Annotated in this window: 26 protein-coding genes; 21 read left to right on the top strand and 5 right to left on the bottom strand. The window is 52.2% G+C overall.

Annotated elements, in window-relative coordinates:
- Window positions 1–57: 57 nt before the first annotated feature.
- The 4 genes from NSQ24_RS21355 to NSQ24_RS21340 all read left to right on the top strand — a co-directional run bounded on the left by NSQ24_RS21355 (window position 58) and on the right by NSQ24_RS21340 (window position 3,834).
- The gene (locus NSQ24_RS21355) at window positions 58–510 is read left to right on the top strand and encodes a redoxin domain-containing protein (protein ID WP_003391383.1); all 453 of its coding nucleotides are present in this window, start codon (window positions 58–60) and stop codon (window positions 508–510) included.
- 59 nt (window positions 511–569) lie between these two features.
- Window positions 570–950, top strand: coding sequence for a glycine cleavage system protein GcvH (gcvH, locus tag NSQ24_RS21350; protein ID WP_003391386.1), 381 nt, complete (start codon window positions 570–572; stop codon window positions 948–950).
- A gap of 213 nt (window positions 951–1,163) precedes the next feature.
- Window positions 1,164–3,482, top strand: coding sequence for a deaminase domain-containing protein (locus tag NSQ24_RS21345; protein WP_339166538.1), 2,319 nt, complete (start codon window positions 1,164–1,166; stop codon window positions 3,480–3,482).
- 16 nt (window positions 3,483–3,498) lie between these two features.
- Window positions 3,499–3,834, top strand: a complete 336-nt coding sequence (locus tag NSQ24_RS21340) for an Imm3 family immunity protein (RefSeq protein ID WP_024984113.1) — start codon at window positions 3,499–3,501, stop codon at window positions 3,832–3,834.
- A 190-nt stretch (window positions 3,835–4,024) separates the two neighbouring features.
- On the opposite strand, the gene NSQ24_RS21335 is transcribed toward NSQ24_RS21340, so the two are convergent.
- The gene (locus NSQ24_RS21335; protein WP_251247396.1) at window positions 4,025–5,239 is read right to left on the bottom strand and encodes an IS256 family transposase; all 1,215 of its coding nucleotides are present in this window, start codon (window positions 5,237–5,239) and stop codon (window positions 4,025–4,027) included.
- Between the two features lie 159 nt (window positions 5,240–5,398).
- On the bottom strand, window positions 5,399–7,450 hold the full coding sequence (locus NSQ24_RS21330) for a methyl-accepting chemotaxis protein (RefSeq protein ID WP_024983052.1): 2,052 nt from the start codon (window positions 7,448–7,450) through the stop codon (window positions 5,399–5,401).
- Between the two features lie 396 nt (window positions 7,451–7,846).
- Between NSQ24_RS21330 and NSQ24_RS21325 the strand changes: the two genes are divergently transcribed.
- The 6 genes from NSQ24_RS21325 (at window position 7,847) to pckA (ending at window position 12,973) form a co-directional block, all read left to right on the top strand.
- The gene (locus NSQ24_RS21325) at window positions 7,847–8,281 is read left to right on the top strand and encodes a hypothetical protein (protein ID WP_003392418.1); all 435 of its coding nucleotides are present in this window, start codon (window positions 7,847–7,849) and stop codon (window positions 8,279–8,281) included.
- Window positions 8,282–8,308: 27 nt separating this feature from the next.
- On the top strand, window positions 8,309–8,701 hold the full coding sequence (locus tag NSQ24_RS21320; RefSeq protein ID WP_003392416.1) for a VOC family protein: 393 nt from the start codon (window positions 8,309–8,311) through the stop codon (window positions 8,699–8,701).
- A 229-nt stretch (window positions 8,702–8,930) separates the two neighbouring features.
- Complete coding sequence (locus NSQ24_RS21315) at window positions 8,931–9,272, top strand: hypothetical protein (protein WP_003392414.1); 342 nt, start codon at window positions 8,931–8,933, stop codon at window positions 9,270–9,272.
- Between the two features lie 60 nt (window positions 9,273–9,332).
- Entirely contained in the window at window positions 9,333–10,340 is a 1,008-nt protein-coding gene (locus tag NSQ24_RS21310; RefSeq protein WP_327985969.1) for an aldo/keto reductase, read from the top strand.
- Window positions 10,341–10,379: 39 nt separating this feature from the next.
- Complete coding sequence (locus NSQ24_RS21305) at window positions 10,380–11,120, top strand: metallophosphoesterase family protein (RefSeq protein ID WP_003392409.1); 741 nt, start codon at window positions 10,380–10,382, stop codon at window positions 11,118–11,120.
- A gap of 272 nt (window positions 11,121–11,392) precedes the next feature.
- Entirely contained in the window at window positions 11,393–12,973 is a 1,581-nt protein-coding gene (gene pckA / locus NSQ24_RS21300) for a phosphoenolpyruvate carboxykinase (ATP) (RefSeq protein ID WP_003392406.1), read from the top strand.
- 310 nt (window positions 12,974–13,283) lie between these two features.
- On the opposite strand, the gene NSQ24_RS21295 is transcribed toward pckA, so the two are convergent.
- The gene (locus tag NSQ24_RS21295) at window positions 13,284–13,481 is read right to left on the bottom strand and encodes a hypothetical protein (RefSeq protein ID WP_251255241.1); all 198 of its coding nucleotides are present in this window, start codon (window positions 13,479–13,481) and stop codon (window positions 13,284–13,286) included.
- A 189-nt stretch (window positions 13,482–13,670) separates the two neighbouring features.
- Between NSQ24_RS21295 and sufC the strand changes: the two genes are divergently transcribed.
- The 6 genes from sufC (at window position 13,671) to NSQ24_RS21265 (ending at window position 19,827) form a co-directional block, all read left to right on the top strand.
- Window positions 13,671–14,459: a Fe-S cluster assembly ATPase SufC gene (gene sufC, locus NSQ24_RS21290; protein ID WP_003392404.1), complete on the top strand. Its 789-nt coding sequence runs from the start codon at window positions 13,671–13,673 to the stop codon at window positions 14,457–14,459.
- Between the two features lie 20 nt (window positions 14,460–14,479).
- The gene (gene sufD / locus NSQ24_RS21285) at window positions 14,480–15,778 is read left to right on the top strand and encodes a Fe-S cluster assembly protein SufD (RefSeq protein ID WP_003392402.1); all 1,299 of its coding nucleotides are present in this window, start codon (window positions 14,480–14,482) and stop codon (window positions 15,776–15,778) included.
- A complete protein-coding gene (locus NSQ24_RS21280; protein ID WP_003392400.1) occupies window positions 15,779–17,005 on the top strand; it encodes a cysteine desulfurase in 1,227 nt (408 codons plus the stop codon).
- A complete protein-coding gene (gene sufU / locus NSQ24_RS21275; protein ID WP_003392398.1) occupies window positions 16,992–17,429 on the top strand; it encodes a Fe-S cluster assembly sulfur transfer protein SufU in 438 nt (145 codons plus the stop codon). Before NSQ24_RS21280 ends, sufU begins: the two co-directional genes overlap by 14 nt.
- Window positions 17,430–17,449: 20 nt before the next feature.
- The gene (gene sufB / locus NSQ24_RS21270) at window positions 17,450–18,847 is read left to right on the top strand and encodes a Fe-S cluster assembly protein SufB (protein ID WP_003392396.1); all 1,398 of its coding nucleotides are present in this window, start codon (window positions 17,450–17,452) and stop codon (window positions 18,845–18,847) included.
- A gap of 323 nt (window positions 18,848–19,170) precedes the next feature.
- A complete protein-coding gene (locus NSQ24_RS21265; protein WP_003392394.1) occupies window positions 19,171–19,827 on the top strand; it encodes an SMI1/KNR4 family protein in 657 nt (218 codons plus the stop codon).
- Between the two features lie 101 nt (window positions 19,828–19,928).
- Here NSQ24_RS21265 and NSQ24_RS21260 read toward each other — a convergent pair whose 3' ends face one another.
- Window positions 19,929–20,735: a putative protein N(5)-glutamine methyltransferase gene (locus NSQ24_RS21260; RefSeq protein WP_203421461.1), complete on the bottom strand. Its 807-nt coding sequence runs from the start codon at window positions 20,733–20,735 to the stop codon at window positions 19,929–19,931.
- Between the two features lie 659 nt (window positions 20,736–21,394).
- Here NSQ24_RS21260 and NSQ24_RS21255 point away from each other — a divergent pair.
- From NSQ24_RS21255 to NSQ24_RS21240, 4 genes are all read left to right on the top strand, one after another.
- Complete coding sequence (locus NSQ24_RS21255) at window positions 21,395–21,931, top strand: suppressor of fused domain protein (protein ID WP_031932738.1); 537 nt, start codon at window positions 21,395–21,397, stop codon at window positions 21,929–21,931.
- Window positions 21,932–21,946: 15 nt separating this feature from the next.
- Window positions 21,947–22,402, top strand: coding sequence for an NUDIX hydrolase (locus NSQ24_RS21250; protein WP_003392387.1), 456 nt, complete (start codon window positions 21,947–21,949; stop codon window positions 22,400–22,402).
- Between the two features lie 271 nt (window positions 22,403–22,673).
- Window positions 22,674–23,210 carry an NfeD family protein gene (locus NSQ24_RS21245; protein WP_024983060.1) on the top strand — a complete coding sequence of 179 codons (537 nt, stop codon included), beginning with the start codon at window positions 22,674–22,676 and terminating at the stop codon, window positions 23,208–23,210.
- Window positions 23,210–24,805, top strand: coding sequence for a flotillin family protein (locus NSQ24_RS21240; protein ID WP_171506383.1), 1,596 nt, complete (start codon window positions 23,210–23,212; stop codon window positions 24,803–24,805). Before NSQ24_RS21245 ends, NSQ24_RS21240 begins: the two co-directional genes overlap by 1 nt.
- 118 nt (window positions 24,806–24,923) lie before the next feature.
- On the opposite strand, the gene NSQ24_RS21235 is transcribed toward NSQ24_RS21240, so the two are convergent.
- Window positions 24,924–25,379 (bottom strand): M67 family metallopeptidase, encoded by a 456-nt coding sequence (locus tag NSQ24_RS21235; RefSeq protein ID WP_003392381.1) that lies wholly within the window; start codon window positions 25,377–25,379, stop codon window positions 24,924–24,926.
- 29 nt (window positions 25,380–25,408) lie between these two features.
- Here NSQ24_RS21235 and NSQ24_RS21230 point away from each other — a divergent pair, with 29 nt between their 5' ends.
- Window positions 25,409–26,260, top strand: a complete 852-nt coding sequence (locus tag NSQ24_RS21230) for a DUF72 domain-containing protein (RefSeq protein ID WP_122958451.1) — start codon at window positions 25,409–25,411, stop codon at window positions 26,258–26,260.
- Window positions 26,261–26,292 lie beyond the last annotated feature (32 nt).

Here is a 26,292-nt window from a genome sequence, read left to right as displayed (position 1 = left end):
AGACGGGAAGATTGCTGTCTTTCTCGTTCCACGATCATTTGAAAGGGGTTGTTTTTGATGCGTTTGCGCGAAGAATTGCCCGATTTCCCGGGGATTACCGAATGGGTAAACGGTCAGGTGAGCAAAGCTGATTTGGCAGGAAGTCCCGTATTGATCCATTTCTGGTCCGTAAGCTGCTATATGTGCAAGGAATCGATGCCGCAAATCCTGGAGTGGCGCGACAAATACGCGGCGAACGGCTTGAAGGTGATCGGAATCCACATGCCACGCTCGGAGGCCGATACAGACATCCAAAAGATCAAGGAAACGATCGTCGAGCACAAGCTGACACATCCGATCGCGATCGACAACGAAATGAAGACCGTAGACGCCTTCCAGAATGAGTACGTCCCGGCTTTCTACCTGTTCGATGAAAACCTGCAGCTTCGCCACTTCCAGGCTGGCGAAAAAGGCTTGAACCTGGTGAAAAAACGTCTCCACCGAATTTTGGGGATTGAAGAGGATTCCTAGGCCCTCTGTCCAATTAATATGGAGTACCTGATTGAACCTGATAGGAGGATACGTGAACGATGGAATTTCCTAAACATCTTCTTTACAGCGAAGAGCACGAGTGGGTTCGTGTAGAAGGAAACAAGGCGTATATCGGCATTACTTCTTTTGCTCAATCCGAGCTGGGCGACATCGTCTTTGTCGAACTGCCAGAGGTGGGCAGCACGATTACACAGGACGAACCTTTTGGCAGCGTGGAATCGGTAAAAACCGTTTCTGAACTGTATGCTCCTGTCAGCGGGAAGGTAGTAGAAGTAAACGGCGAATTGGAAAACGCGCCGGAGCTGGTAAACTCTTCTCCTTATGAGCAAGCATGGATGATCGTTGTGGAGCTGTCTGACGAAAGCGAGCTCAAAAAGCTGATGGACGCAGACAAATACGAAGCGATGGTACAAGAGTAAACAACAACTGAAAGTGTGTATCAAGCCAAAAGGCTGGAGACTAATCTCCGGCCTTTTTCCTGTTTCGCAGGCATAAGAGCCCTCCTCTTGCTCCGTTGTACCCACTGGATTTTCATACTTTTGCTGCATGTAGCCTCTCCATCCAAATACTACCATATGAAAAAGAGACGATTGCAGAAAAAGGAATGTCCGGAGAAATAAGGAGGAGCACTGGTGATTCGGAAGCACTATTTGTTATTGATTCTGGCAATGATTCTTTGCCTGCCGCTGGCCACGTATGCAGCAGACAAGCCAAAGCCAAACATGCTGCGCGCAGATGAGCGAAATGATGCGATTTCGGGCGGAACAGCAAGAGCTGGGGCACCTCCCGACGAGCTGATGAGATTCAGGATCATGTACGCGACATATGCGGAAAGTATGTGGGACGGGCGGATACCGGGCCATTTGCACGGGGATGGGGACGACTTGGGCAGAGGCGGAGACGACCGGGGCAAAGGCGGAGACAACCTGGGCAGAGGCGGAGACGACCGGGGCAAAGGTGGAGACAACCTGGGCAAAGGTGGAGACGACCTAGGCAAAGGTGGAGATGACCGAGGCAAAGGCGGAGACCCGGAGCACGGTACTCCAGCCCATGAAAACACCCGCGCTCCTTTTGACCCCACAGCCAGCGATCATGACCCAAAAAGCGGCGACTCCGATGGGAAAGGCAATGAGTTGAAAGCAAAAGAGGGCAAGCCAGGCTTTTGGGACTGGCTGATCGGCGGAGCCTCCGAAGCGCTCGACAAAGGCTTGGAGCTTTGGGAGTCCACCGTGGACAGCGTAAAGGAAACAGTGAGGGACGCCATTGACACCGTTGTAGATACTGTGAAGGACGTCGTAACTACCGTCGTAGACGCGGTCGTCGATGCAGGAAAATGGGTTGCGGACCACTGGGAGGTCGTGTTGGTCACGACAGCAGGTGTCGCCCTCACCGTGGGCGGCGTGTTCTTTCCGCCGCTGCTGCCGTTTGGCGTCTCGATCCTGGTCGGCGAAGGGATTTCCGGTGTGATCGGGTACGCCTTTGGCATGCGCGGCGATGAACTGCTGCGGGAAATGGCGCTGGGCGGCGTACTGTCGGCAGCGGGCTTTGGGGCCGGCGCTTTAATTGGAAAGGCGGCTACGGCAGTCGCTCGCCTCAAACCGGTGGCAAATGCCCTTGGCAAAGCATCCGCTTTGACGAGCCGGGCTACCAGCGCTGTCCGGACCGCCGTTGGCAAAGGAGCGCAAGCGGCAGGGGCGGCAGCCAGATGGGTGCGGCAAACCTCGGTTGGCCGTGCCGCAGCCCGCTTGGGAACACAAGCAGCAAATGCGGTACGGTCGGCAACGAGCGCGGCAGGCAAGGCGGGGAATGCTCTTCGCAGCGCTCTGGCAAGCACAGCGAAGCAAGCAGGCGGCGCTCTGAGAGCTGTTGCAGCACGCATCGGGCAAACGCGCCTGGCCCAGAGCGCAGCGTCTGTAGCGAAGAATGTAAGAAGTGCTGTCAGCAGCGCAGGAAATGCTGTGAAAAACAGCGGTGTGTACCGGGCAGTGGCCAGCCTCGGACGAAATACGGGGAAGGGCATCGGGAAGCTGGCAAGCAACGTGGGAAGCGGCTTGCGTACCGTGGCGAAGACGACGGGCAGCAAAATGCAGTCCATCGTCCAGACCGTGAAAAAGACGGCACCTGTCCGGGCTGTCGCAGGGTTCACGAGAAAAGCAGGGACGCAAATCAGCCAGGGCTTTCGGCAAATCGGCAGTGCGATCTCCCGCAGTTTGGCAACGACAGTCCTGCGGAGCAAAACGGCGGGGGCTGGCGAAGGCTTTGCCGTCAGCGTGATGGATGACCGGGCGCGTGGGGAAAAGGTGGATTACCGCAAGGCGGTAATTGCTGCGGCCATCGGGGCGCTGCTGGTGACCGGCGGATCGATTGGACTAAACAAAGCGTATTCTACCGGGCAGGAAACGGCGCAGGCTGTGGTGAAGAGCAGTACTGAGCAGAGTGGATCAAAATTCTTGTTACCGATGGATTTACAGTATTTTTCTTCTAAGGGGACGGGTAACCTCACCTATGCCCAAAAGGTTGAAATGTTCCAAGCTAGAGCACAAGCTATTCGTGATACATTGCCAAACAAGTATAAGAATTACGGTAATGTTGCGGTGGCAGATGTGAATATTTCCGGACTTAAAACAGAGTTTAAAGCCCATAGTAGGATTCATAAGGAGAATGCCGACGGTTTTTCAACAGTAACAGGCGAGGGTCAATTCCCTGCAAAATCAGTAAACCAAAAAGGGGAAGTTAACGGTGAGGGGGCTTTTCCTAGGGATAATGACACTGAACGCAAAATTTTAGAGGATATAGCAAATCAATTAGGGAATAACAAGCAAGTTAAAGGCACAATTGATTTATTCACGGAATTACCTGCTTGCGGAAGCTGTTCCGATATTATTCTGAAGTTCAGACAAGAATACCCAAATATCAAATTGAATGTCTACTCAGGGGAGTTTAAAAATTAGAGAGGTGAAGATGCCAATGCTAAGCAGTTATAAGGAACTTGAGCAGTATATTATTGATGATTTTGAAGAGTTCCTAGATGAGGGGCTATCTTTATCGCAAGTAACGGAAAAATTGCTTGTCGAATATCACCGTGGGATTGTCAACAGTCAGGTTGAAAAGTTAGTTGTTTATCTGACAATCGCTCTTCTTTGTCTCGATAAAGGCTATCTTAGAGAGGATATAAAAGATGAATTGAATATCATGATTAGTGATATTGCATCAATGTCATTGAAGGAAGAGTTAGAATCCGAAGATATTACGAAAATTATGAACGGAGTTGAAAAATATAAAGAACAATTAGGGAATATATAGTATGGGGCTACCCAGTAAGGGTCTGTCAAGATTTTTGTGTAAACTCAATCAACCAATATATGAAAAGGTTTCATCCCCCTAATTGGGCCATTTTTCGAAACCAATAGAGTCAAGGGCGAAAGGCGAAGCGAACCCTTGACGCGTTGGTGGAGAGAAAGATAATCCCTTCGGGGATGAAGCCTTTCATTTGTTAACGGATGTACGGCTGTACCCGATCTTCAAAGAAAACGGATAGCTGTAAGAGAATCTGGCCCCAGTTCTGAACTCGTCCCGTCCACTTTCGTAGAACATCCATGGTTACGAGATATAACATCTTCAAAAGGGCATCATCTGTGGGAAACATGGCTTTTCCTTTTGTCACCTTTCGAAGCTGTCGATGATAACTCTCGATCACGTTAGTTGTATAAATCAGCTTTCGAATCTCTGGAGGATATTTAAAGAAAGTGGCAATCTCGTCCCAGTTATTCCGCCAGGAACGAACCATCAAGGGATATCTACTGCCCCAGGTTTGTTCAAACTGATCGAGTTCTTCCAACGCGGCTTGCTCCGTTGGAGCCTTGTAGATAGGTTTTAGCTCGGACGTGATCTTTTTGAGATCCTTATAGGAAACATACTTGATGGAATTTCGGATTTGATGGATAACACATTTCTGAATCTCCGTCTTCGGATAACATGCAGAGATGGCTTCTGTAAAGCCACGAAGATTATCGACGCTTGTAATGAGAATATCCTGGACTCCACGATTTTTCAGTTCGTTGAGGACATGCAGCCAGAATTTTGCCGATTCATTCTCCCCAATCCAGATCCCAAGCACATCTTTATGACCGTCAAGGTCAATACCAATGACCATATAGGCGGCTTTATTGACGATAGCTCCGTCCTGTTTTACCTTAAAGTGAATGGCGTCAAGGAAAACAACAGCATAAACCGCTTGCAAGGGGCGATTTTGCCACTCTTTGATCATCGGTACAATCTTATTCGTTACATTCGATATGAGCGTTGGTGAGACTTCGATGCCATAGAGCTGCTGCAGATGGTCTTGGATATCGCGTGTGGATACGCCTTTGGCATAGAGAGCAAGAATTTGATCTTCGATCCCTGTAACATTGGATTGATGTTTCTTTACAATGTTTGGTTCAAAATCACCCTCTCGATCCCGAGGGACTTGGATGTCGACATCCCCGTACTCAGAACGGACGGTTTTCTTGCTATACCCATTGCGACTGTTGGTTGTCCGCTTGTTTTTCATGTCATGCTTGGCGTATCCAAGAGAGGACTCGATTTCAGCTTCCAGCATTTCTTGGATTGTGTCTGCGAATAGATCCTTTAACGCTGACTGTACGTCGTCCACTGACTTCATGTTTTTCTCTTTGATCCACTGCTTGATCTGCTCTTTTGACATCATAAAAATCTCCCAACCTTTCTACTCCTAATTGTAGTTTAGAGGTTGAGAGTTTACACAAAATATTTTACAGACTCAACCAAAAAGGTCATGAGAGCTTTTACGCCCTCATGACCTTCTTTACTGCCAGCCATCAGCCATCCTATCCTCTACTCACCAAGCCTACAACTTAAACGAACGAATCGAATCGTACAGCTCCGTCGCCATCCGGGCGAGCATTGCGGAAGCTGCAGAGATTTCCTGCATCGAAGCGTTTTGCTCCTCGGCAGCGGCGGCTACCGTCTGGGTATTGCCGGCGGATTGCTCCGAGATCCGGGCGATTTCCTGAATAGCCTCGATCATCGTCTCCATCTGCTTGCTGATCTCCGCCATATACGATGAGACTTCATCGGTCTGGCCAAACAGCACGCGGGTCGACTGTGAAATCTGTTCAAAGGCTTGTCCCGTGGTCTGCACATACGTCATTCCTTCCTGCAAGACGTGAGATCCGTTTTGCATGGCGGCGATGACAGCGGTCGTGTCGCTTTGAATGTCTGTCACGATACGGTGTACCTGGTCGGCGGATGCCGCCGTCTGTTCTGCGAGCTTGCGGACCTCATCGGCAACAACGGCAAAGCCGCGTCCCTGTTCTCCGGCCCGGGCTGCTTCGATCGCGGCGTTGAGCGCGAGCAGGTTGGTCTGGGCGGCGATATCCGTGATCAAGGCGATCATCTGCCCGATCTCCTGCGAACGCTGTCCGAGAATGTTGACCACGTCGGAAGTGTGGGTCATCTGGCCCTCGATCAGATGCATTTGCTCAACGGCTTTGCTGGCCATCTGATTGCCTTCGGCTGCCTGATCCCGCACCGTGGAGGTAGATTCGGTGACGGTTTTTACCGCTTCCTCAATTTGCGAAATGTGGGAAGCGATCTGTGTGACGATTTCTGTGCCCCGTGAAGTCGCTTCCGCTTGTTTATCTGCCCCGTAGGCGATGTCCTGCACGGCTTCGGCGATCTGCTCGGTAGCCTGGCTGGTCTGCTGGGCGCTGGCGGTCAGCTGCTCGGATGTGGCCGCGACTTGCTCGGAGTGAAAGCTGACGCGCTGCAGCGTCTCGCGCAAGGTAGCGGTCATCTCGTTGAATCTGTTTGCCATTTGCCCCAGTTCGTCGGCTGTGTCCAATTGAATCGTTGCAGTAAAGTCTCCCGAGGCCAGCGACTGTGAAAGCCTGTTTGTTTTGTCGAGCTGTCGGGACAGATAACGGCTGAAAAAGTGAATCACCACGACCAGCACGAGAATTCCGGCGACGCTTGTCAAAGAGAGCTTCCAGAGAAGCGAGTTGACCGGTGCCAATAGCTCCGCGTCTGGCATCACGAGAGCCAGCGTCCAGTTCGTTTGGGGAATTTTGTGAAAATAAACGGTATTGCTGCCGTTTTGATCGGTAAAAGCAGCTTGCCCCTCAGGCTCGTCCAGCAAAGTACGGCTGATGGCCGCCAGTGAAGCGTTCTCGTCAGCGGAAATATTCGCTTTCAACAGCTTGGCGGTGTCGGGGAACGAAAGATAGGTTCCCTCGCTGTCGATCAAGAACGACCAGCCGGTTTCCCCGACTTTGATGTCAGAAACCATCTTTTGAATGCTTCCCAGCTCGAGGTCATCGGTAGTCACGCCCATCAGCTTGCCGTTTTGGTCGTAAAAAGGAGCAGTGACGGTGACCATGGCAGCCTTCATTTTTTCATCGTAATACGGGCGCGAAAAGACGTAGGGCTTGTCGGTAGACGCACCGTTTTTGTACCATTCCTGCCCCGTATAGCCAAAGCTCGGGTCATTGTATTCCTCGGTCATGGTGACTGTGCTTTGTGAGCGTTGGCCATATGTCGAGAAGTACTGGATAGCGGGGTCGTATTTGTACGGCTCCATAAAGATGCCCATCCCAAATGATGTCTCATGCAAAGGTACAGTCTTTTTCAGCAGAGCGTGCAGGTCTTGCAGCTTGTAGGAGGAAGGGGCGATCTCAATGGTCTTTGCCAAAGCCTCGGTCACCTTGCCATGGGATTCCAGTTGGCTTTCAATTCGCGCGCTAACCATGCCAAGCTCTTTGCGCATCTTCTCTCCGATTTCTTCAGTTAGGAGGGAATGCGCGGTAAAGGCCGACACGCCCATCACGAGTGCCAACGTCCCCATGATCACAGGGAGCATGATAGCTAGTGTGCGGGTACGAATGCTTTTAAATCGAAACATGATACCTCTCCTCTCAAAAAGGCGTCTCTATCCTATTCCCAATCTGTGGAAGCTTAAAACCGCCGACTCTAACCATTATACAAAATTGGCAGGATAGGCCTATTGTTGGTAAAATGTTCAAATTAGTCAGAAAACATTGGTCATCCCGGTCATTTTTCGCTACAATAGAAATACGTTCCAACCTTTGCAAACTGGTATGATTTTCGACTAGAGACAACACCTTCTTATACGCTACAATGCAAGAAAGACAAAAGACCGCAAAACTTTTTTGAGAAAGTTGCATTTGCGATTTTTACAGGGAAGGAAACAGAAATGCTTTGCGGTCGGGACTTTTGTTCCTCTGATGGACGAGGGAGAATGGTCATACGTTTTGTTTGGCAAAAAGGAGGGAGAGGCATGAGTTTTTGCTGTGGTGCCGGAATGATAGGCTCGATAGGCTCGGTTCGTCATTACAAGACGCTGGTTCACAACGTGCCGATCATGTTTTGTCCGGTTTGTGATAGAATAGAGGTTCACCCTGCTATTGAGGGAGAATACGAAATTTTGGTGGAATACGCACAAGGGGATCGGGCGCCGGAAGTTGACTTTGCCGATTTCGTTAGTGTTGACAATACATCCGAGTTGTTTGAGAATTGTACCATGACGGATGAAGCGGGCAGCTTCGCCGATGTGCTGAAGCAACAGATTGATATATCGCTTGATTTGCTGGGCGTCGCAAAAGAACTGAAAGACGACGACTGGCGTGAAGCGCTGATGCTCAGGCTCAAACGACTCAGTGATCGTTTGAAGCAATACAACCGACGGAAGGAAATGTCAAAGCGCAGCGCGTGACCTGAGTTGACGTGGGAGGCAGTGTAAATGTTTCATTTGAAAGGCGTGCATCACATCGCGTTAAATTGTCAGGATGTGGTGAAGGTAGCTCGTTTTTTTAAGGATATTTTGGAAGTCCCCATCCCGGAAGAAGACATCGAAGAAGGAGCGCCTATCTACTTTCAAATTGGCACTTACACACGGATTGGTCTCCATGCCTATGAGGGCGAGGAAGGAAAAAACGGTGTCGGGCAAGTGGACCATATCGCTTTTTCCCTGACCAGCCGTGCCGAGCTGGACTATCTGGTAGACAAACTGGAAGCGGAAAATATCTGCTACCGCGGACCGATTACGCGTCCGACCAGCTTCAACCTTTACTTTGAAACGCCGGACGGGCATCATCTGGAGGTCCGGCTGGATAAAGACGAGCTGGATGAATAGATATACGAGAGGCACCTTTGGGAGATGCTGCAGCGTCTCGCAACAGGTGCCTTTTTTGCATGCTCCACAAGACAAGCACAGGCCAATGGGCGTTTCCGTGCAAGCAAAAGCTTGTCGAGAAAAAGGCAAACCGTTTGACAGAGACCGACAGCGCTTCTCACCTCTCGTCAAAGGATTCGACTCTGGCTGCCCAGAACCTTGATGGGAGAAGGCGAAGGGGGCGACGGTGATGAATGGAGAAGGTTTGGATTCCTTGCTGGAACGGGTGGCTGGTCAAATACAAGGCAAAGCTTACTTGAAGGGCATCACAGGCGGCTGGGAGAGATGTGTGGGAATCGTCGCCGAGGATGCACAATCGCGGCATTGCCTGCGCTTTTCGCCGGGGGGAATTACCAGGGCAGGGTGGCAGGAGCCGGTGCACCTGGTGGTGAGCGGACAGGAGCGCGATTTGCAGAGACTGTTTGCCGGTGACGAGCTGCTCTACATCAGTGCCAGACAGTCTGTTACCATAAGAGGGCCGCTGCGGGACCAATTGAAACTCGATGCGCTGCTTCGACTCACGTGCTCGTGAGCGAAGCGGCGCTTCTTATTTTTCAGGCATGCTATAATATCCCAGGGAGGGGTACATGGCGTGAGGACAAGCATACTGGGGAAAACAGGATTGACTGTATCGAAGCTAGGCTTTGGCGCCATGCGCCTGCGGGCCATTAGCCATACGGAAGCGGATCGCGTGATCAATCATGCGCTGGATCGCGGCATTACATATATTGATACCGCCGCGAGTTATGGAGACAGCGAGGAGAAGCTGGGGAGCGCCATCAGCCATCGCCGTTCCGAGTATGTGCTGGCCACAAAGACGATGAAGCGCAGCTACGGGGAGGCAAAACAGGAGATCGAACAGAGCCTTCGATTGCTGCGGACCGACTATGTGGACATTTTGCAAATTCACTACGTGAACTATCCGCAGGAGTACCGGGAGGTCAGAGCGGCAGACGGCGCCATACGCGCGGCGGAGGAGCTGCAGTCGAAAGGATACATCGGGCATATTGGGATTACCGGCCATCGTCCTGAGCTGCTGGCCCGTTGGCTTCGGGATTATCCGTTTGCCACCGTGCTGTTTCACCTGAGCATGGTACAGCCCTTTGCCAAACGGGAGCTGATGCCAATGGCCGAATCGCTGGATGTCGGAATGATCGCGATGAAGCCGATCTCCGGTCCCTTTCTGTCGAAGGTAACGGAGTCGCTGCGTTATTCAGCCGCATCATCAGCCCATGTCGTGCTCTCCGGAATGCAGAGCATCGCCGAGGTAGATGCCAACATCGCGGCGCTGGAGAGAAGCGTAGACGCGGAGGAATGCGCCGCTCTGGAGGAAATGGCAGCGGGGCTGGATGAGCACGGCTGCAGACGCTGCAACTATTGCTCATGTCCCTTGGGGATACGGATTCCGGATACGCTGATTCCTTCGAGGTATCGCCAGAAATACGGGCTTTTGGAAGCGGGGGAACTGATGTGGCAGCAGTCGGCTGACAAGTTTGCGCAGTGTATGACCTACGAGCCGTGCAGGGAACAGCCGCTTTGTCAGCAAGCGTGTCCGTATCATTTGCCGATCCAGGCCGAAATCCGCAGGGCGATGGGGTAGTCTGCGAGATTGAGAAAGGATAAAAGGGGATATGGACAAGTGAGGACCTTTGTCATAAGCGATATTCACGGAATGTATGATGAATTTTGTGAAATGCTTGAACAAATTTCGTTTGACGCCGATTCTGACAAGCTGATTCTTCTCGGGGATTACATTGATCGAGGCTGCAAAAGCAAGGAAGTCGTGCAACGGGTGAAAGCATTGACAGAGCAGCAGCAAGCGATTGCCATCAAAGGAAATCACGATGAGATGTTCCTCGAGTTTCTCTACAGCGGCGAGCCGCAAAAGACGGAACGGTATTTGCGCAATGGCGGCAAAGCCACGCTGGAGAGCTTTTGCGGTACCGACTGGTTTCAAAATGAAGTGACGGACCAGAAGCTCCAGAGTGCCAGGGAGCATATTTTGCAGCACTATGCGGAGGAAGTCGCATTTTTGCAGCAATTGCCCTATTATTATGAGACGAAAGAGCATATTTTTGTGCATGCAGGCATCAATCCGGCGTACGAGGACTGGAGAGAGACTCCTCCCTACGAGATGATCTGGATCAGGGATGCCTTTTATCATCAGCCGGTGAAGGAAGCGCGAACGGTTGTATTTGGCCACACGACTTGCAGTACGCTGCACGAAAAGCCGGATGTATGGTTTGGGGAGAGGAAAATCGGGATTGATGGCGCTTGCGTGTATGGATCTCAGTTGAACTGTCTGGAAATCAAGCCGGATGGGTACGCGGTTCATGTAGTCCGGACCAAAAACCCTCCAAACCTGGCAGAGAAGCAATAAAGGCTGCAGATGTGGCTAGGGAGGCAGCGACGGTCTGTTGCTCTAATCCTTTGCTATTTTCCGCAGGTTCCCTGTTTCCTTGAATGTTGTTTTTCGACAAATGTCATATAATATAGGGAGTCTTGCGTTTGTGGGACGAGCCTTCACATTTTCTTCACACCTAAAAATTAAAATCTTGTAGCTTATTTGATCAAATGTGATATACTAATTGCAAATCAACGATGATTAGAAAACATGTTAACGGATAGATACGGGAAGGAGATCGTTCACACATGGAAACCAAGACGGTTCACAAGCTTGCTGACGTACTGGCTAATACAAAGGTGTATGCAAACTTGCCAGTCGCAAGGCTCGTTGAGATGGCGGTACAGCGCGGCGAAGGCATGATGACAGATAGAGGGGCGCTCAACGCGTTGACAGGTAAGTTTACGGGCCGTTCCCCAAAGGACAAATTCGTAGTGGACGAAGCATCCGTACACGATAAAGTAAACTGGGGCCCTGTGAACCAGCCGATTACCCCGGAAAAATTCCAGGTGCTATACCAGGACGTCATGGAATATCTGCAAACAAAAGAACTGTTTGTCTTCGACGGCTTTGCCGGAGCGGACGAAACCTACCGCCTGCCGATCCGGGTGGTCAATGAATACGCGTGGCACAATTTGTTTGCCCGCCAGCTGTTCATTCGCCCGAGCGCGGAAGAGCTGGCAGCCCATAAAGCGGAGTTTACCGTAGTATACGCACCTACCTTCAAGGCAAATCCGGAAGTGCACGGCACCAACTCGGAGACGTTCATCATCACCAGCTTTGAGCAAAAAACCGTTTTGATCGGCGGTACCGAATACGCCGGCGAGATGAAAAAATCGATTTTCAGCGTAATGAACCTGCTTTTGCCTGAACAAAACGTTCTCTCGATGCACTGCTCAGCAAACGTAGGCAAAGACGGAGATGTGGCTCTTTTCTTCGGTCTGTCAGGAACAGGAAAGACAACATTGTCCGCTGACCCGGACCGCTTCCTGATCGGCGACGACGAGCACGGCTGGTCTGACAACGGCGTGTTCAACATCGAGGGAGGCTGCTACGCCAAGTGCATCCGACTGTCCGAAGAAGGCGAACCACAGATCTGGAAAGCGATCCAGTTCGGTACAGTGCTGGAAAACGTGGAAGTCGATCCTGAGACTCGCGAGGCAAATTACGACAGCGACAAATACACGGAAAATACCCGGGCAGCCTATCCGGTCGAAGCCATTCCAGGGGCTGTAATCCCAGGTGTCGGCGGTCATCCGAATGTGATCATTTTCCTGACAGCTGACTCGTTCGGAGTGCTTCCGCCCATCTCCAAACTGACAAGAGAACAGGCAATGTACCATTTCCTGTCCGGATATACAAGCAAAATGGCTGGGACAGAGCGCGGCGTGACCACTCCGCAAACCGAATTCTCCACTTGCTTCGGTTCCCCGTTCCTGCCGCTTCACCCAGTCGTCTACGCGGAAATGCTCGGGAAAAAGATCGATGAGCGCGACGTGCAGGTGTACCTGGTCAATACCGGCTGGACCGGCGGACCGGTCGGCGTAGGAAAACGCATGAAGCTGTCCTACACCCGCGCAATGGTCACCGCGGCTCTGAACGGCGAGCTGGCCAAGGTCGACTATGTGGCAGACCCGACTTTCGGGGTGCAAGTGCCAACCTCTTGCCCGAACGTCCCGGCGGAAGTCCTGCTCCCGCGCAACACGTGGGCGGACAAAGACGCCTACGACAAGCAGGCCCGCGATCTGGCCAACCGCTTTATCGAAAACTTCCAGAAGAAGTTCCCGAATGCAGCCGAAATCGCTGCAGCAGGTCCAAAGGTTCAGTAAGACCGGGAGCAAGGAACAGGGAATAATGAATAGCGAACATGCGTGGCAACGCCGAGTCGGCAATGTGCAGGCAAAGGCGACCTGAAATCGCATGCGAGAAATCAAGCTATCAAGCGATACAGAGAAATATAGGATATTCCTGGGGCTGTCCCTTTGCATCGGTTCAAACTGCTGCAAGAGGGAACAGCCCTTCTTGAATTGCTTGCAATAAGTTGCGGTCGAAGAACCAAGCTGTAGAGATGAAAAAGGAGAAAACGGAAAAGGTCTTTGGGACACCTCCCAGGCGGAATGGAAAAAGCAAAACACGCTTTTAGCGTCCAACTCTGAGACCCCTCATCGTGTCTACTGCTTTTGGACGCGGTTTTGCTTTTGGAATGGAGCCGGACAGTTCAGCTCCCTCGCAGTGGCCCACCGAACCTGCAGCCGTTTTCTCCTTGTTCATCTCCACCACCAAAGCCCGGACCGCACCAAAAAACATATCCGCAGCCACTTTGAGAGCAATCCGCATGATTTCTCCAAAATTAGCCAAAATAAGCAAATGCCCGGTCAACGAGGTGATACTTTTTAAATATAATGATTTAAAAATTACAGATATGTTTCATTCCTTGATTTATAATTATTCTTATTATAAGATGGGTATTGAGAATGGATTGAGAATAAGTCAACTCATTTTTGAGTGTCATGGAGGGAAAAGAAAATGACAGCAGTACCGCATTTGCAGATAAAAAACCTACGCGCCAAGATTGAAGACAAGGAAATCATCAAAGGTCTCAACCTCGAGATCAAAGGCGGAGAAGTGCACGCGATCATGGGACCGAACGGGACGGGGAAATCCACCCTGGCTTCCACTTTGATGGGCCACCCGAAATACGAAGTAACCGATGGGGAAGTGATCCTCAACGGCGAAGACGTTCTGGAAATGGCAGTGGACGAGCGCGCACGCGCAGGTCTGTTCCTGGCGATGCAATATCCGTCCGAAATCAGCGGAGTTACCAACACGGACTTCCTGCGCTCTGCGATCAACGCACGCCGCGGCGAAGGCAATGAAATTTCGCTGATGAAGTTCATCCGCGAGTTGGACAAGAAAATGGGCGCCCTCGAAATGGATGAAGCTTTTGCCCACCGTTATCTGAACGAAGGCTTCTCCGGCGGTGAGAAGAAGCGCAACGAGATTCTGCAAATGATGATGCTGGAGCCTGCCATTTGCATTCTCGACGAAATCGACTCCGGTCTCGACATCGACGCGCTGAAAGTGGTAGCGAACGGCGTAAATGCAATGCGTTCCGCTGATCGCGGCTTCCTGATCATTACCCACTACCAGCGCCTCTTGAACTACGTCAAGCCTGACTTCGTACACGTGATGATGCAAGGACGAATCGTGAAGTCCGGTGGTCCTGAGCTGGCTGAACGCCTGGAGGCGGAAGGCTACGACTGGATCAAGGAAGAACTCGGCATCGTCGATGAAACCGTCAACGCAAACGTGTAAGAGAAGGAGGCAGCAGTGAGATGAGTGTAGATATACAGCTCCGCTTCGATTCCGAAGCGATCACCGAGTTCTCCAAGGCTAATTCTGAACCTGCATGGTTTTTGGAAAAGCGCTTGGCCGGTCTGAAGGCAGCGGGCGAGCTGCAACTGCCCGTCTTGGAGAAAACGAAAATAGACAAGTGGAATATCGATCAGTTTGTACCGTTCCAAACCTCCGGCAAAGTGGCAACAGCCCAAGAGCTGGACGATCTGGTCAAAGGACAAATCGATGCAGATAGCGTAAAAAGTCTGATCGTGCAGAAAAACGCATCCGTCGTTTTTCAGTCCGCAGACGAAGAGCTGAAGAACCAGGGCGTTATCTTTACCGACCTGGCAACTGCGCTGAAAGAACACGGCGAGCTCGTGCAAAAATACTTGGGCACTGTCGTAAAATATGATGAGCACAAGCTGACCGCGCTGCACACAGCAGTGGTCAATGGCGGCGTTTTCCTCTACGTTCCCAAAAACGTGGAAGTAAGCGTGCCTGTGCAAGCCGTATTTGAAGTGGCAGGCGATGATGCGCTTGTTTGTCCGCACGTGCTGATCGTTGCGGAAGCGCACAGCAAGGTTACTTACGTAGACACGTATGTATCCGGCGAAGGCAAAAATATGGTAGCAAACAGCGTTGTTGAAGTATATGTAGGCGCAGGAGCAACCGTGCAAGTCGCATCCGTGCGTTCTCTTTCCACCGAAGTGCACGACTACTCCTTCCGCCGCGCCAGCGTGGACCGCGACGGCAAGATGGAGTGGATCTTGGGCGAGATGAACGACGGAAACACTGTGGCAAACAACACGACCATCCTCCAAGGGGTCGGTTCTATCGCCGAGACCAAGAGCATCTCGGTAGGTACCGGTTCCCAGCGTCAAAACCTGACATCCCAAGTACAGCATATCGGTACTCATTCCGAGTCCGACATGGTCAGCAAAGCCGTCATGACAGATGAAGCGACCAGCATTTTGAACGGAATCACCAAAATCGAAAAAGGCGCCGAAAAGGCAAATGGCGTACAGGCTGAGAACATTCTCATGCTGAGCGAAAAAGCCCGCGGGGACGCCAACCCTATCCTGCTGATCGACGAGGATGATGTAAAGGCAGGCCACGCAGCGTCCGTAGGCCGCGTCAGCGAAGAGAGCATCTACTACCTGATGTCTCGGGGGATCACCCGTCAGGATGCAGAACGCCTGATTATCCTGGGCTTCCTGGACCCTGTCGTAGCCGAGATTCCGGTTGAAGAGGTTCGCAACCGGCTTCGTCAGGCGCTCGAAAGGAAGTTGGGTTAAATGAATGCCAAGGAGCTTCGGAAATACTTTCCCATTCTTCACCAAGAGGTAAATGGCCACCCGCTGGTGTATTTGGACAATGGGGCCACCTCGCAAAAGCCGATTCAGGTTATCGAAGCAATCGATGCGTATTACAAGGAGGTCAACTCCAATGTGCATCGCGGGGTTCACACGCTTGGAAGTCGGGCCACGGACAAATTCGAGGAGGCGCGCGAAAAAGTGCGTGCCTTCGTGAATGCCCGTGAAACGGCAGAGATCGTCTTTACGCGGGGAACGACCACCGCGGTAAATACGATAGCGTACGGCTATGCCCGCGCTACTCTTAAGCCAGGCGATGAAATTGTGACCACCGTGGTTGAGCATCACAGCAACTTCATCCCTTGGCAGCAGGCGGCAAAGGCTACCGGAGCTACCTTCAAATTCATTCCGCTGGCAGAGGACGGTACGATTACGCTGGACGCTGTCAGGGAAACCATAACCGACAATACGAAAATCGTAGCCATTCACCATATTTCCAACGTGCTGGGCGATACGACGCCGATCAAGGAAATCGCACAAATCGCCCACCAGCACGGCGCTGTCCTGTTTGTCGACGGGGCGCAAGGAGCGCCGCACACGAAGGTCGACGTGCAAGATCTCGATTGCGACTTTTACACGTTTTCCGCTCACAAGATGTGCGGGCCGACCGGGATCGGCGTGCTCTACGGCAAGCGCGAGCTTCTGGAGAAAACCGAGCCGATGGAATTTGGCGGCGAAATGATCGACTTCGTAGAGCTGTATGACTCTACCTGGAAGGAGCTGCCGTGGAAGTTTGAAGGCGGCACGCCGATCATCGCCGGCGCGATCGGACTCGGCGCGGCGATCGACTTTTTGCAGGAGATCGGCATGGAAGAAATCGAGCGCCACGAGAAAAAGCTGGTGGCGTACGCGATGGAGCAAATGCTCGAAATGGACGGAGTTTCCGTTTACGGCCCCAAAAAGGACCGCAGCAGTTTAATCACTTTCAACCTGTCAGAGGTTCATCCGCATGATCTGGCCACAGTGCTCGACAGCCACGGGATTGCCATCCGGGCGGGTCACCACTGCGCCCAGCCGCTGATGCGCTGGCTGAATGTCACCGCTAGTGCGCGTGCCAGCTTCTATCTGTACAACACCGAAGAAGAAGTGGATGTTTTCCTGTCGGGCTTGAAAAAGGCGAAGGAGTTTTTCGGCAATGTCTTCTCTTGATGATCTGTACCGCCGCGTGATTATGGACCACTACCAGAAACCGCGCAACCGCGGCAAGCTGGAGGAATCGGAAGGACTCATCGTCAATTTGAACAATCCGACTTGTGGCGACAGCATTTCGCTCTCTTTGAAAGTGGAGGACGGAATTGTCTCGGATGCCAAGTTCCTCGGAGAAGGCTGCTCCATCAGCATGTCATCCGCTTCGATGATGACGGACGCAGTCAAGGGAAAGCCTGTAGAGGAAGCGCTCAAGCTGGCTCAGCTCTTTTCCGATTTGATGCAGGGAAAAGAAGTCGACGATTCTGTCGATCTGGGGGACATCGAGGCGCTCTCCGGAGTAACGAAATTCCCGGCGCGGATCAAATGTGCTACCCTGGCCTGGAAGGCGCTGGAGCAGGGAATCAAGCAGGCTGGACATGAATAAATCGTAAGGAGTGAAATCACATGGCGAAAAAAGCCCCGGAAATACAGGAATACCAGTACGGCTTTCACGACAAGGACGTCTCCATTTTCCGTACCAAGAAGGGTCTGACTCGCGAGATCGTGGAGGAAATCTCCCGCATCAAGGAAGAACCGGAATGGATGCTGGAATTCCGCCTGAAATCACTGGAAATTTTTGAAAAGCTGCCCATGCCGAAATGGGGCGGCGATCTGGACGACCTCAACTTTGACGAAATCACCTACTACGTGAAGCCGTCTGAAAAAGCGGGCCGCAGTTGGGATGAAGTACCGGAAGAAATCAAAGCTACCTTCGACAAGCTGGGTATTCCGGAAGCCGAGCAGAAGTTCCTGGCCGGCGTATCCGCCCAGTACGAATCCGAAGTTGTGTACCACAACATGCAGGAAGACCTGGAAAAACTGGGTGTTCTCTTCTGCGACATGGATTCTGCCGTGAAGCTGTACCCTGACATCGTGAAGGAGTACTTCGCGACAGTCATCCCGCCGGCGGACAACAAGTTCGCGGCGCTGAACTCTGCTGTATGGTCCGGCGGTTCCTTCATCTACGTGCCAAAAGGCGTCAAGGTTGAAACGCCGCTGCAAGCGTACTTCCGCATCAACTCGGAGAACATGGGTCAGTTCGAGCGCACGCTGATCATCGTCGATGAGGATGCGTTCGTGCACTACGTAGAGGGTTGTACCGCACCGATCTACAGCACAGACTCCCTGCACTCCGCAGTCGTGGAAATCATCGTCAAGGAACGCGCTCGCTGCCGTTACACGACCATCCAAAACTGGTCCAACAACGTGTACAACCTCGTGACCAAACGTGCGGTTGCATACGCTGACGCCAACATGGAGTGGATCGACGGCAACATCGGTTCCAAGCTGACGATGAAATACCCTGCGGTGATCATGAAAGGACCGCGTGCCAAAGGTACCGTTCTTTCTATCGCCGTAGCAGGCAAAGGACAGCATCAGGACGCAGGTGCGAAAATGATCCACCTGGCTCCGGACTGCACATCCACGATTATTTCCAAGTCCATCTCTCGCGATGGCGGAAAAGTAACGTATCGCGGACTGGCTCAGTTCGGCCGCAAGTCGGAAGGCTCCAAGTCGAACATCAAATGCGATACGCTGATTCTGGATAAACTGTCCACCTCGGACACGATTCCATACAACGAAATCATGAACGACAACATCACGCTTGAGCACGAGGCGACGGTTTCCAAGGTATCGGAAGACCAGCTCTTCTACCTGATGAGCCGCGGCCTGTCCGAAGCCGAAGCGACTGAAATGATCGTCATGGGCTTCATCGAGCCGTTTACAAAAGAACTGCCGATGGAATACGCTGTCGAGATGAACCGACTGATCAAGTTCGAGATGGAAGGTTCTATCGGTTAACGCTTGCACCACAAGGGTTTCCGGCTTCCGAAACGGGCTTTGCCCCCATTTAGCCCATATTTGGTTTTGGACGCATTGCTCATATAGTGCGAGTGAATCGTCTTCAATCTTCTTTGTAACAAACAGATACGTGTCCATTGCGACCTCACGCTTGCGTGCCTGGTTGCGTGGGCACGTATTTTTGTTTGCACCATCCTCACGTTCCAGATGAAGAGCGATAAAAAATGAACCATTAGTTTTTTAGGGATTTACTTTTTTAAACAATTGGATGATACAATAGATGGAAGCGAGTCTCAGTACAGACGGAGGGACAGTATGTAAAGATGAACTACGATGTTCTCATGAGTCGAATTTATACATTTGGAGACCGAATTAAATCCTTGAATGGCGAGGTTTACGAGATCATTAAAAAACAACCCGCTTCGGATAAACAGATCAAGGATATTGAAGAGCAATTACATGTTTGCTTGCCGGGAAGTTTCAAAAAAGTTCTTTTGGAATTTTCAGCCCGATTCCGTTTCAGATGGTTTCTCCCTGATGAAATTGCATTACCGGAAAAGTTTAGAGGAATATTTTCCGGAGATATGCATTGGGATCTGTCTAAATTAGTTGAGTTAGAACAGGACAGACTAGAGTGGATAAGAGTGGTATTTCCTGACCCACATGATCCTTATGATGCTGTATGGCATGACAAGCTGTCTTTTTATGATGTAGGGAATGGTGATTTTCTTGCCTTTGACCTAAGCCAGGGGGAAGATCCTCCAATTGTTTATCTAAGCCATGATGGATGCACGAGTCATGGCTGCATACTTGCAAATAACTTCATTGACTTGCTTGATAGATGGTCACAACTTGGCTTTGTCGGAGGGGAAGATTGGCAGTGGATGCCATTTACTTCAGATGCAAAGAGCGGGATACTTCCAAACAGTACACAAGGGATTGAGTTTAGAAAGTTTTTGAACTTGAAACAACAAAATTGAACCTTCTTGGAACTTCCTTACCTTCAAACCCTGTCCAGAATAATAGGAATGTACAAGCAGCCCTCCAGCGGTTCTATCGACGGAGGGCTGCTTCTGTGTTTTCAAATCGTTAGGACAGGCCTGGTTCCGATGACCACAGTGGCATCCAGCTCCTCGGAGCTAGCTACCTGCGGTATCAGTCCGCTTTGAGCGAAGATCTCGACAGTCAACGGAGCCTGGCGCTGACTGGTTTCGACCAGCAGATGGCCGCCCGGTGCCAGCCAGAGGGGCGCTGTGCCCGCTACACGCCGCTGGATGTCAAGCCCGTCTGTACCTCCGTCGAGGGCCAGCAATGCCTCGTGCATACGGGCCTCTGGGGGTAGCCGTCTGATCGCCTCGGTGGGGACGTAAGGCGCGTTGGCGACCAGGACGTCGATACGTCCCCGGAGGTTGCCTGGGAGAGGTTCGAAGAGGTCTCCTTCGTATACATGGCCGCCAGCGGCGGTGACGTTGCGGAGTGCGCACCGGACCGCGACGGGGTCGATGTCTGAAGCGTACAGCTCGATTCGTTCCGAGGCTGCGGCCAAAGCGGCTGCCACCGCACCGGAGCCGCAGCACAGGTCAACGACGACAGCTTCCGGACGGACGAGCGCAGCGGCATGATGAACGAGAAACTCGGTGCGGCGGCGGGGTACGAAGACTCCCGGGTCTACGGCGATCCGCAGGCCGCAGAACTCTGTCCAGCCGATGACATGTTCGAGGGGCAAGCCGGCCGCCCGCCGATCTACCATGGCGGCGAGCGACGCCGGCGTTTGCGCTGCAGAGAGGAGCATCCGGGCTTCCTCTTCAGCAAATACACACCCCGCGGCCCGAAGCTTCGTAACGGCCATGGCATACATGGAACTGTCGGGGAAGAGAGCACTGTTCATCCATGGACCCGAGTCTGGCAGCAGTCTTGCTTCGTCTACATTTTGTAAAGACTCACTCTTCCCGCTTGTTTTGCTTTTCTTGCCCGATGACGCTTTTTTTGAGTCCAAATAGGTACCCCATTCCTGACTTGTTATTGTTTTATATAATGGTTTGTTCCAAAGTCTAACAGTTTCGTTTCAACGATAAAACAATATTTTTTATATTCGCTACTCTTTTAGCCTTTATGAAAGCTTACCAACGTAAGAATTTGTTTAAGCCGATACAGCAAACCAGGGAATTCTCAAAATGGTTTCATGCGGGTTTCTGGTTGTCACGGTTTCACTCAATGAATGTCCGATGCATATCATAGATGTGGGATCATCCGGGCATCATATTGGAAGGCTGTTAAACACGCAAGCAATTGCGTTTGGAAGAGGCTATGGGCCTCGAAGCTATGTTATAATGTAAAAGGGCCTGCAAGTAAAAGTCTGGCTATATCAAGAAATTCTACAAGCAAACAGACATGCTTTTGGTACAAACAGTCACGTCTTGCCAAGAGGTCCCGCCTGGTGCAGCATTTGCTGACCGGGTGGGTTCTTTCCATTGGAAAGAAAGCCTGGGCTTGTCTTGTAACAGATGAAGTCATCATTTTACGACTAAAAAGAACGGGGACGCACATATGTTGGTGGCAAGGCAACTGTACGACCACTGCTCCCGCTTGTTTGGCAGTGACGGAGAGCTCTATTATACGGAAAAGGCGGATACTTTGCTTGCCGTGTTTCCGCCTACGCGCGAGCGCGGCTGGTGGACATACACTACGCTGGAGCTGCACAGGAGTGGAGGAGTCGAGTGCATGCTCTACTCGTACCATTTTGATGGCGCTTTCATTTCGCACTTGGGTCGGGTCGCCGCCGAGGTCGCACGCCGCTGGGAAGAAACAGGCAGAGGACTTGCAAACGGGGATGTTTTCGCACTCGGCAAGCCGATCCAAAAGGGCTCGAGTCTGCAGTTTGTCCTCGCTACCCCCGCTGATTTTGAAGTAGAGGGGTTTGATCTCTTTACCAATGGCAGCGATGTAGTCTGGTTCAAAATGCTGCACGCGATATCCGGGTCGGAGGCAGAGTTTTTGAGCCGCGAAGGCTTGGCAGCTTTGGAGAGACAGTTTGCGGATGCTGAGGTCAACTCTCTGGATGTCATGCGTCCCCCTGTCATGTAAAGGGAGCGAGCAAAAATGAACGAAATTCGTATGCGGGTCACCGTCGTGGTGGAGCATCAGGGTGAGATTTTGGTGATCAAGGAAAAATGCTCAGGCCATCCCTGCTACAATTTGCCTGGAGGGGTCGTCGATTATCTCGAAACAATCCCGGATGCCACTCGCCGGGAAGTGTGGGAGGAAACCGGTTTGCTAGTCGAGTTTGACCGGATGCTATGGGTGGACGAGAGAATTGATGGCACCGGCAACGGGAAGCACACCATTGGCATTGGGGTGCTGGCCAGGCTGATCGGGGAGGACCAGACGCCAATCCCGGGAGGACTAGAGGATGAAGAGATTGAATGGGCGGGCTGGGTTCCGCTGGAGGAGTTCCGCTCCCTGCCGCTGTTCCATCCAGGCCGCCGCGAACAGGTGATACAGGCTTTGACAGAAACCGGCTATATGCCTCGCTATCTTGGCAATATGCTTTCATAGAAACAGCGGTCCTGTTTTGCAGCAGGGCCGCTGTTTCATGACAAGACAAGAATCCGAATGCCATTTGGTCCGTCTTTCTTACTAGAGGGAGTAGAGCGGAACGATGCATATACATACGTGGATTTTCCTTCCAGCGAGTGCGCCGTAAATGCCCCAGGCGACAGTGATCCTTCGGAATCGGCACCGCCCGACAAAAACATTCACCATTTTGAAACATTTTCCGTCCTGGTTCGTATGAACAATAGAGACATAAATGGAAAGGGGTGACAGGATGGATACGTGGGACATCATTTATCTTGTCTGCATGGGTACGGGACTTCTGTATACGTTGATAACGCTCTTTTTCGGGGATACCGTTTCGGACTTGCTAGGTCAAATCGATCTCCCGGTGCTGCAGCCGATTCTTTTGGTCAGCGCCTTGACAGCATTTGGAGCCAGCGGCTTTTTATTGACCCGGTTTACTGCCTTTTCACAATGGTTCGTCTTTGCGATAGCTGTAGCGATTGGGCTAATGCTGGCTGCTGCCGCTTACTTTGTCTGGGTCAAACCGATGGAAAATGCGGAGAGCTCGATCGGCTATTCGATGAAACAACTGGAAGGCATGGTAGGCGAGGTGTTGACGAGCATACCGGCTGAAGGGCTGGGTGAAGTATTGATCACCATGGTCGGCGGCACGACCAATCACATGGCGGCCAGCATTGACCGTGAAGCCATTCGCGAGGGAACGCGCGTCGTGGTCATAGATGTCCGGGATCACGTTCTGTATGTCACTCCCTTTCAAAATCCAATGGAAAAGGAGAGCGTGTGATGAGTATGATGGATTCGACCTTTTTCGTACCAGTCGTCGCTGTCGTCGCCGTCTTTGTCGTCTTGGGAATCGCATTCTGGGCCCGCTACAAGACAGTCGGCGCAGATGAGGCGATGATCGTGACGGGAAGCTTTTTGGGCAGCAAAAACGTCATGAGCGATGAAACCGGACGCAAAATGAAAATCGTCCGCGGCGGCGGCGCCTTTATTTTGCCAATATTCCAGCAAGCCAATTTCCTCAGCCTGCTGTCGCACAAGCTGGATGTATCCACGCCCGAGGTGTACACGGAGCAGGGCGTTCCGGTCATGGCCGACGGTGTGGCTATTATCAAGGTAGGCGGCTCCATTGAGGATATCGCTACAGCAGCCGAGCAGTTTATGGGCAAAACGGATGACGCCCTCAAGTCAGAGGCGCAGGAAGTCCTGGAAGGCTATTTGCGGGCCATCCTGGGCAGTATGACGGTAGAAGAAATCTACAAGAACAGGGAGCGCTTCGCCCAAGAGGTGCAAGCCGTTGCCGCGAAAGACCTGAAAAAAATGGGGCTCTCCGTGGTCAGCTTTACGATCAAGGATGTCCGCGATAAAAACGGTTACCTGGCAGCGCTGGGGATTCCCCAGATTGCCGCTGTGAAGCGGGACGCGACGATCTCGCAGGCGGAGGCGGACAAGGAAGCGCGGATTCGTCAGGCACAGGCCGAGCAGGAGGCGCGCAAGGCAGAGCTGTTGAAAGAGACGCACATCGCCGAGTCGGAAAAAGAAAAGGAACTGAAAATCGCTGCGTTCAAGCAAGAGCAGGACAAGGCGAAAGCTTCCGCTGACCAAGCCTACAAGCTCCAGGAGGCAGTCGCCAAGCAGCAGGTAACGGAAGAGGAAATGAAGATCGAGATCGTCCGAAAGCAAAAAGAGATCGAGCTGGAAGAGAAGGAAATTCTGCGCCGCGAGCGTCAGTACGATGCCGAGGTCAAGAAAAAGGCGGATGCCGACCGCTATGCTGTAGAGCAGGCGGCAGAAGCGGAAAAAGCGAAGAAAATCCGCGAGGCGGACGCGCTCAAGTACCGCATCGAGGCAGAGGCAAAGGCACAGGCCGAGCAGAAGCGTCTGGAAGGGCTTGCGATTGCCGAAGCCGAGAAGGCGCGAGGAAGTGCGGAAGCGGAAGTAACCCGCCTGAAGCTGGAAGCAGAGGCAGAAGGGAAACAGAAGCTGGCGGAAGCATTCGAGAAATTCGGCCACGCCGCTGTCCTCGACATTATCGCCAAGATGCTGCCAGAGCTGGCAGGCAAGATTGCCGAGCCGATGAAAGCGATCGACAAGGTAACGATCGTCGATGCCGGCGGAGGCCAGGGAGACGGCGTCAACCGCCTGAGCGGAAACGTCACCAAGCTGATGGCCCAACTGCCGGAAATGCTCAAGGACGTCTCCGGTGTAGATATGAATAAGATCATTTCCAGCTTCATGAAAGCAGATCAGACCGGCGGATACGCTCCGCCCGTGCAGACTGCGAAAAAAGTTCCTGTAGGCGAGGATACGAGCTCGATTGCGACAATCGCTCCACCCGATGCTGTCAGCCAACCACAAAGTCCGGGACAAGAGAAATAGCCTGATTTCTACATAAGCAGGATGGAGTATGGTTTTGAGCTGACCAGGCTGGACCAGACCGGACTAAACCAGAACAGACCAGATCGGACATAACCAGACACAAAACCAGACCGGAAGCTTAAAGTAGAGGCGAATCATAAAGCTGGAAAGTACGCTCCAAAAAGGACCCGCCCTCCCACTGGTAGAGCCTCAGTTCGGGGTCATCACCCGCCAATCCCAGTATCCAATAGCCCAATTGGGGGTAATGCCAGCCGCGGTGATCGGCCGCGGAGGGTACAGGCGGGGCAGTCGGGTGACTGTGCAGGACTCCGAGCCATTGCAGCTCTCGCTGTCTGATGATCTGCAGCGCCTGGAAAAAAGCGGAGCCGTCCCATCTGAAGGCATCGGTGGTGTGATGGGCGGAGGGCATCGGGATATGGCCGGTAATACTGGCTTTATGGCCCACCAACAGAGCAGAATACTCCAGAGGGAACGTCTCCTTGGCTTCGGCCAGGAGGCGTTTCGCTACTTTTCGGTCCAGACATGTTTTGGTATGCTTAAACCCAAAGGGTTCGCCTAGCAGGTCGGGAAACATAGAATATACCTCCTGGAGGTTGTCTATCCATGAATACGATTCATGTGGGAGTGTGCGGCTGGGGAGACCATTACGATCTGTATACCCAGGGAGTGCGCAATCAGGACAAGCTCTCCGTCTACGCAGGTCATTTTCCTATCGTGGAATTGGACAGCTCCTTTTACGCCATTTTACCACAGACTCACTATCAAACATGGGTGCGCGAGACACCCAAGTCATTTGGTTTTATCGTCAAGCCTTATCAAGCGATGACCGGTCATCAGCGAGGCGAAGCTCCGGCAGACCGGCGGGAGCTGTTTCGCCAGTTTGAGGAAAGCATTCAGCCATTGGTAGAAGCGGGCAAACTAAAGACGCTTCTGTTTCAGTTTCCGCCTTGGTTTGACTGCACGCGTGAGCATGTTCAATACCTCCGGGCTTGCCGTCAGACGATGGCCGCTTATCCGGTTGCTGTCGAGTTTCGTCACCAGAGCTGGTTTGAACCCCGTTTTCGGGAAAAGACACTGGAGCTGCTGAGGAATCTCGATGCGACACACGTCTTGTGCGACGAGCCGCAAGCGGGGAAAGGCTCTGTTCCTATCGTAGAGGCGGTGACCAATCCGTCCCTGGCTCTGGTGCGCTTCCATGGGCGGAACGTCTCGGGATGGGGTGATCCGGGCGAGGGACAGAAATGGCGAGATGTCCGCTACCTCTACAAGTACTCGGAGGAAGAGCTTGCCGAGTGGGTCCCGCGCATTCGCAGAGTAGCAGAGGAAGCGCAGGAAGTATGCATCCTGTTTAACAACAACTCCGGCGGAGACGCAGTGGGGAACGCCAAGCAGTTTATGAAAATGCTGGGTGTCGACCCTGTCGGTCTTAATCCCCGCCAATTGGAGCTCTTCTGACCCGTTCCGGGAAGGACGGGGAGGCGGAGTCT

Source organism: Brevibacillus sp. FSL L8-0520 (assembly GCF_037963895.1).
Lineage (GTDB): Bacteria > Bacillota > Bacilli > Brevibacillales > Brevibacillaceae > Brevibacillus > Brevibacillus borstelensis.
Note: the sequence above shows the minus strand (reverse complement) of the source record. Positions and strands in the feature narration are given on the sequence as shown.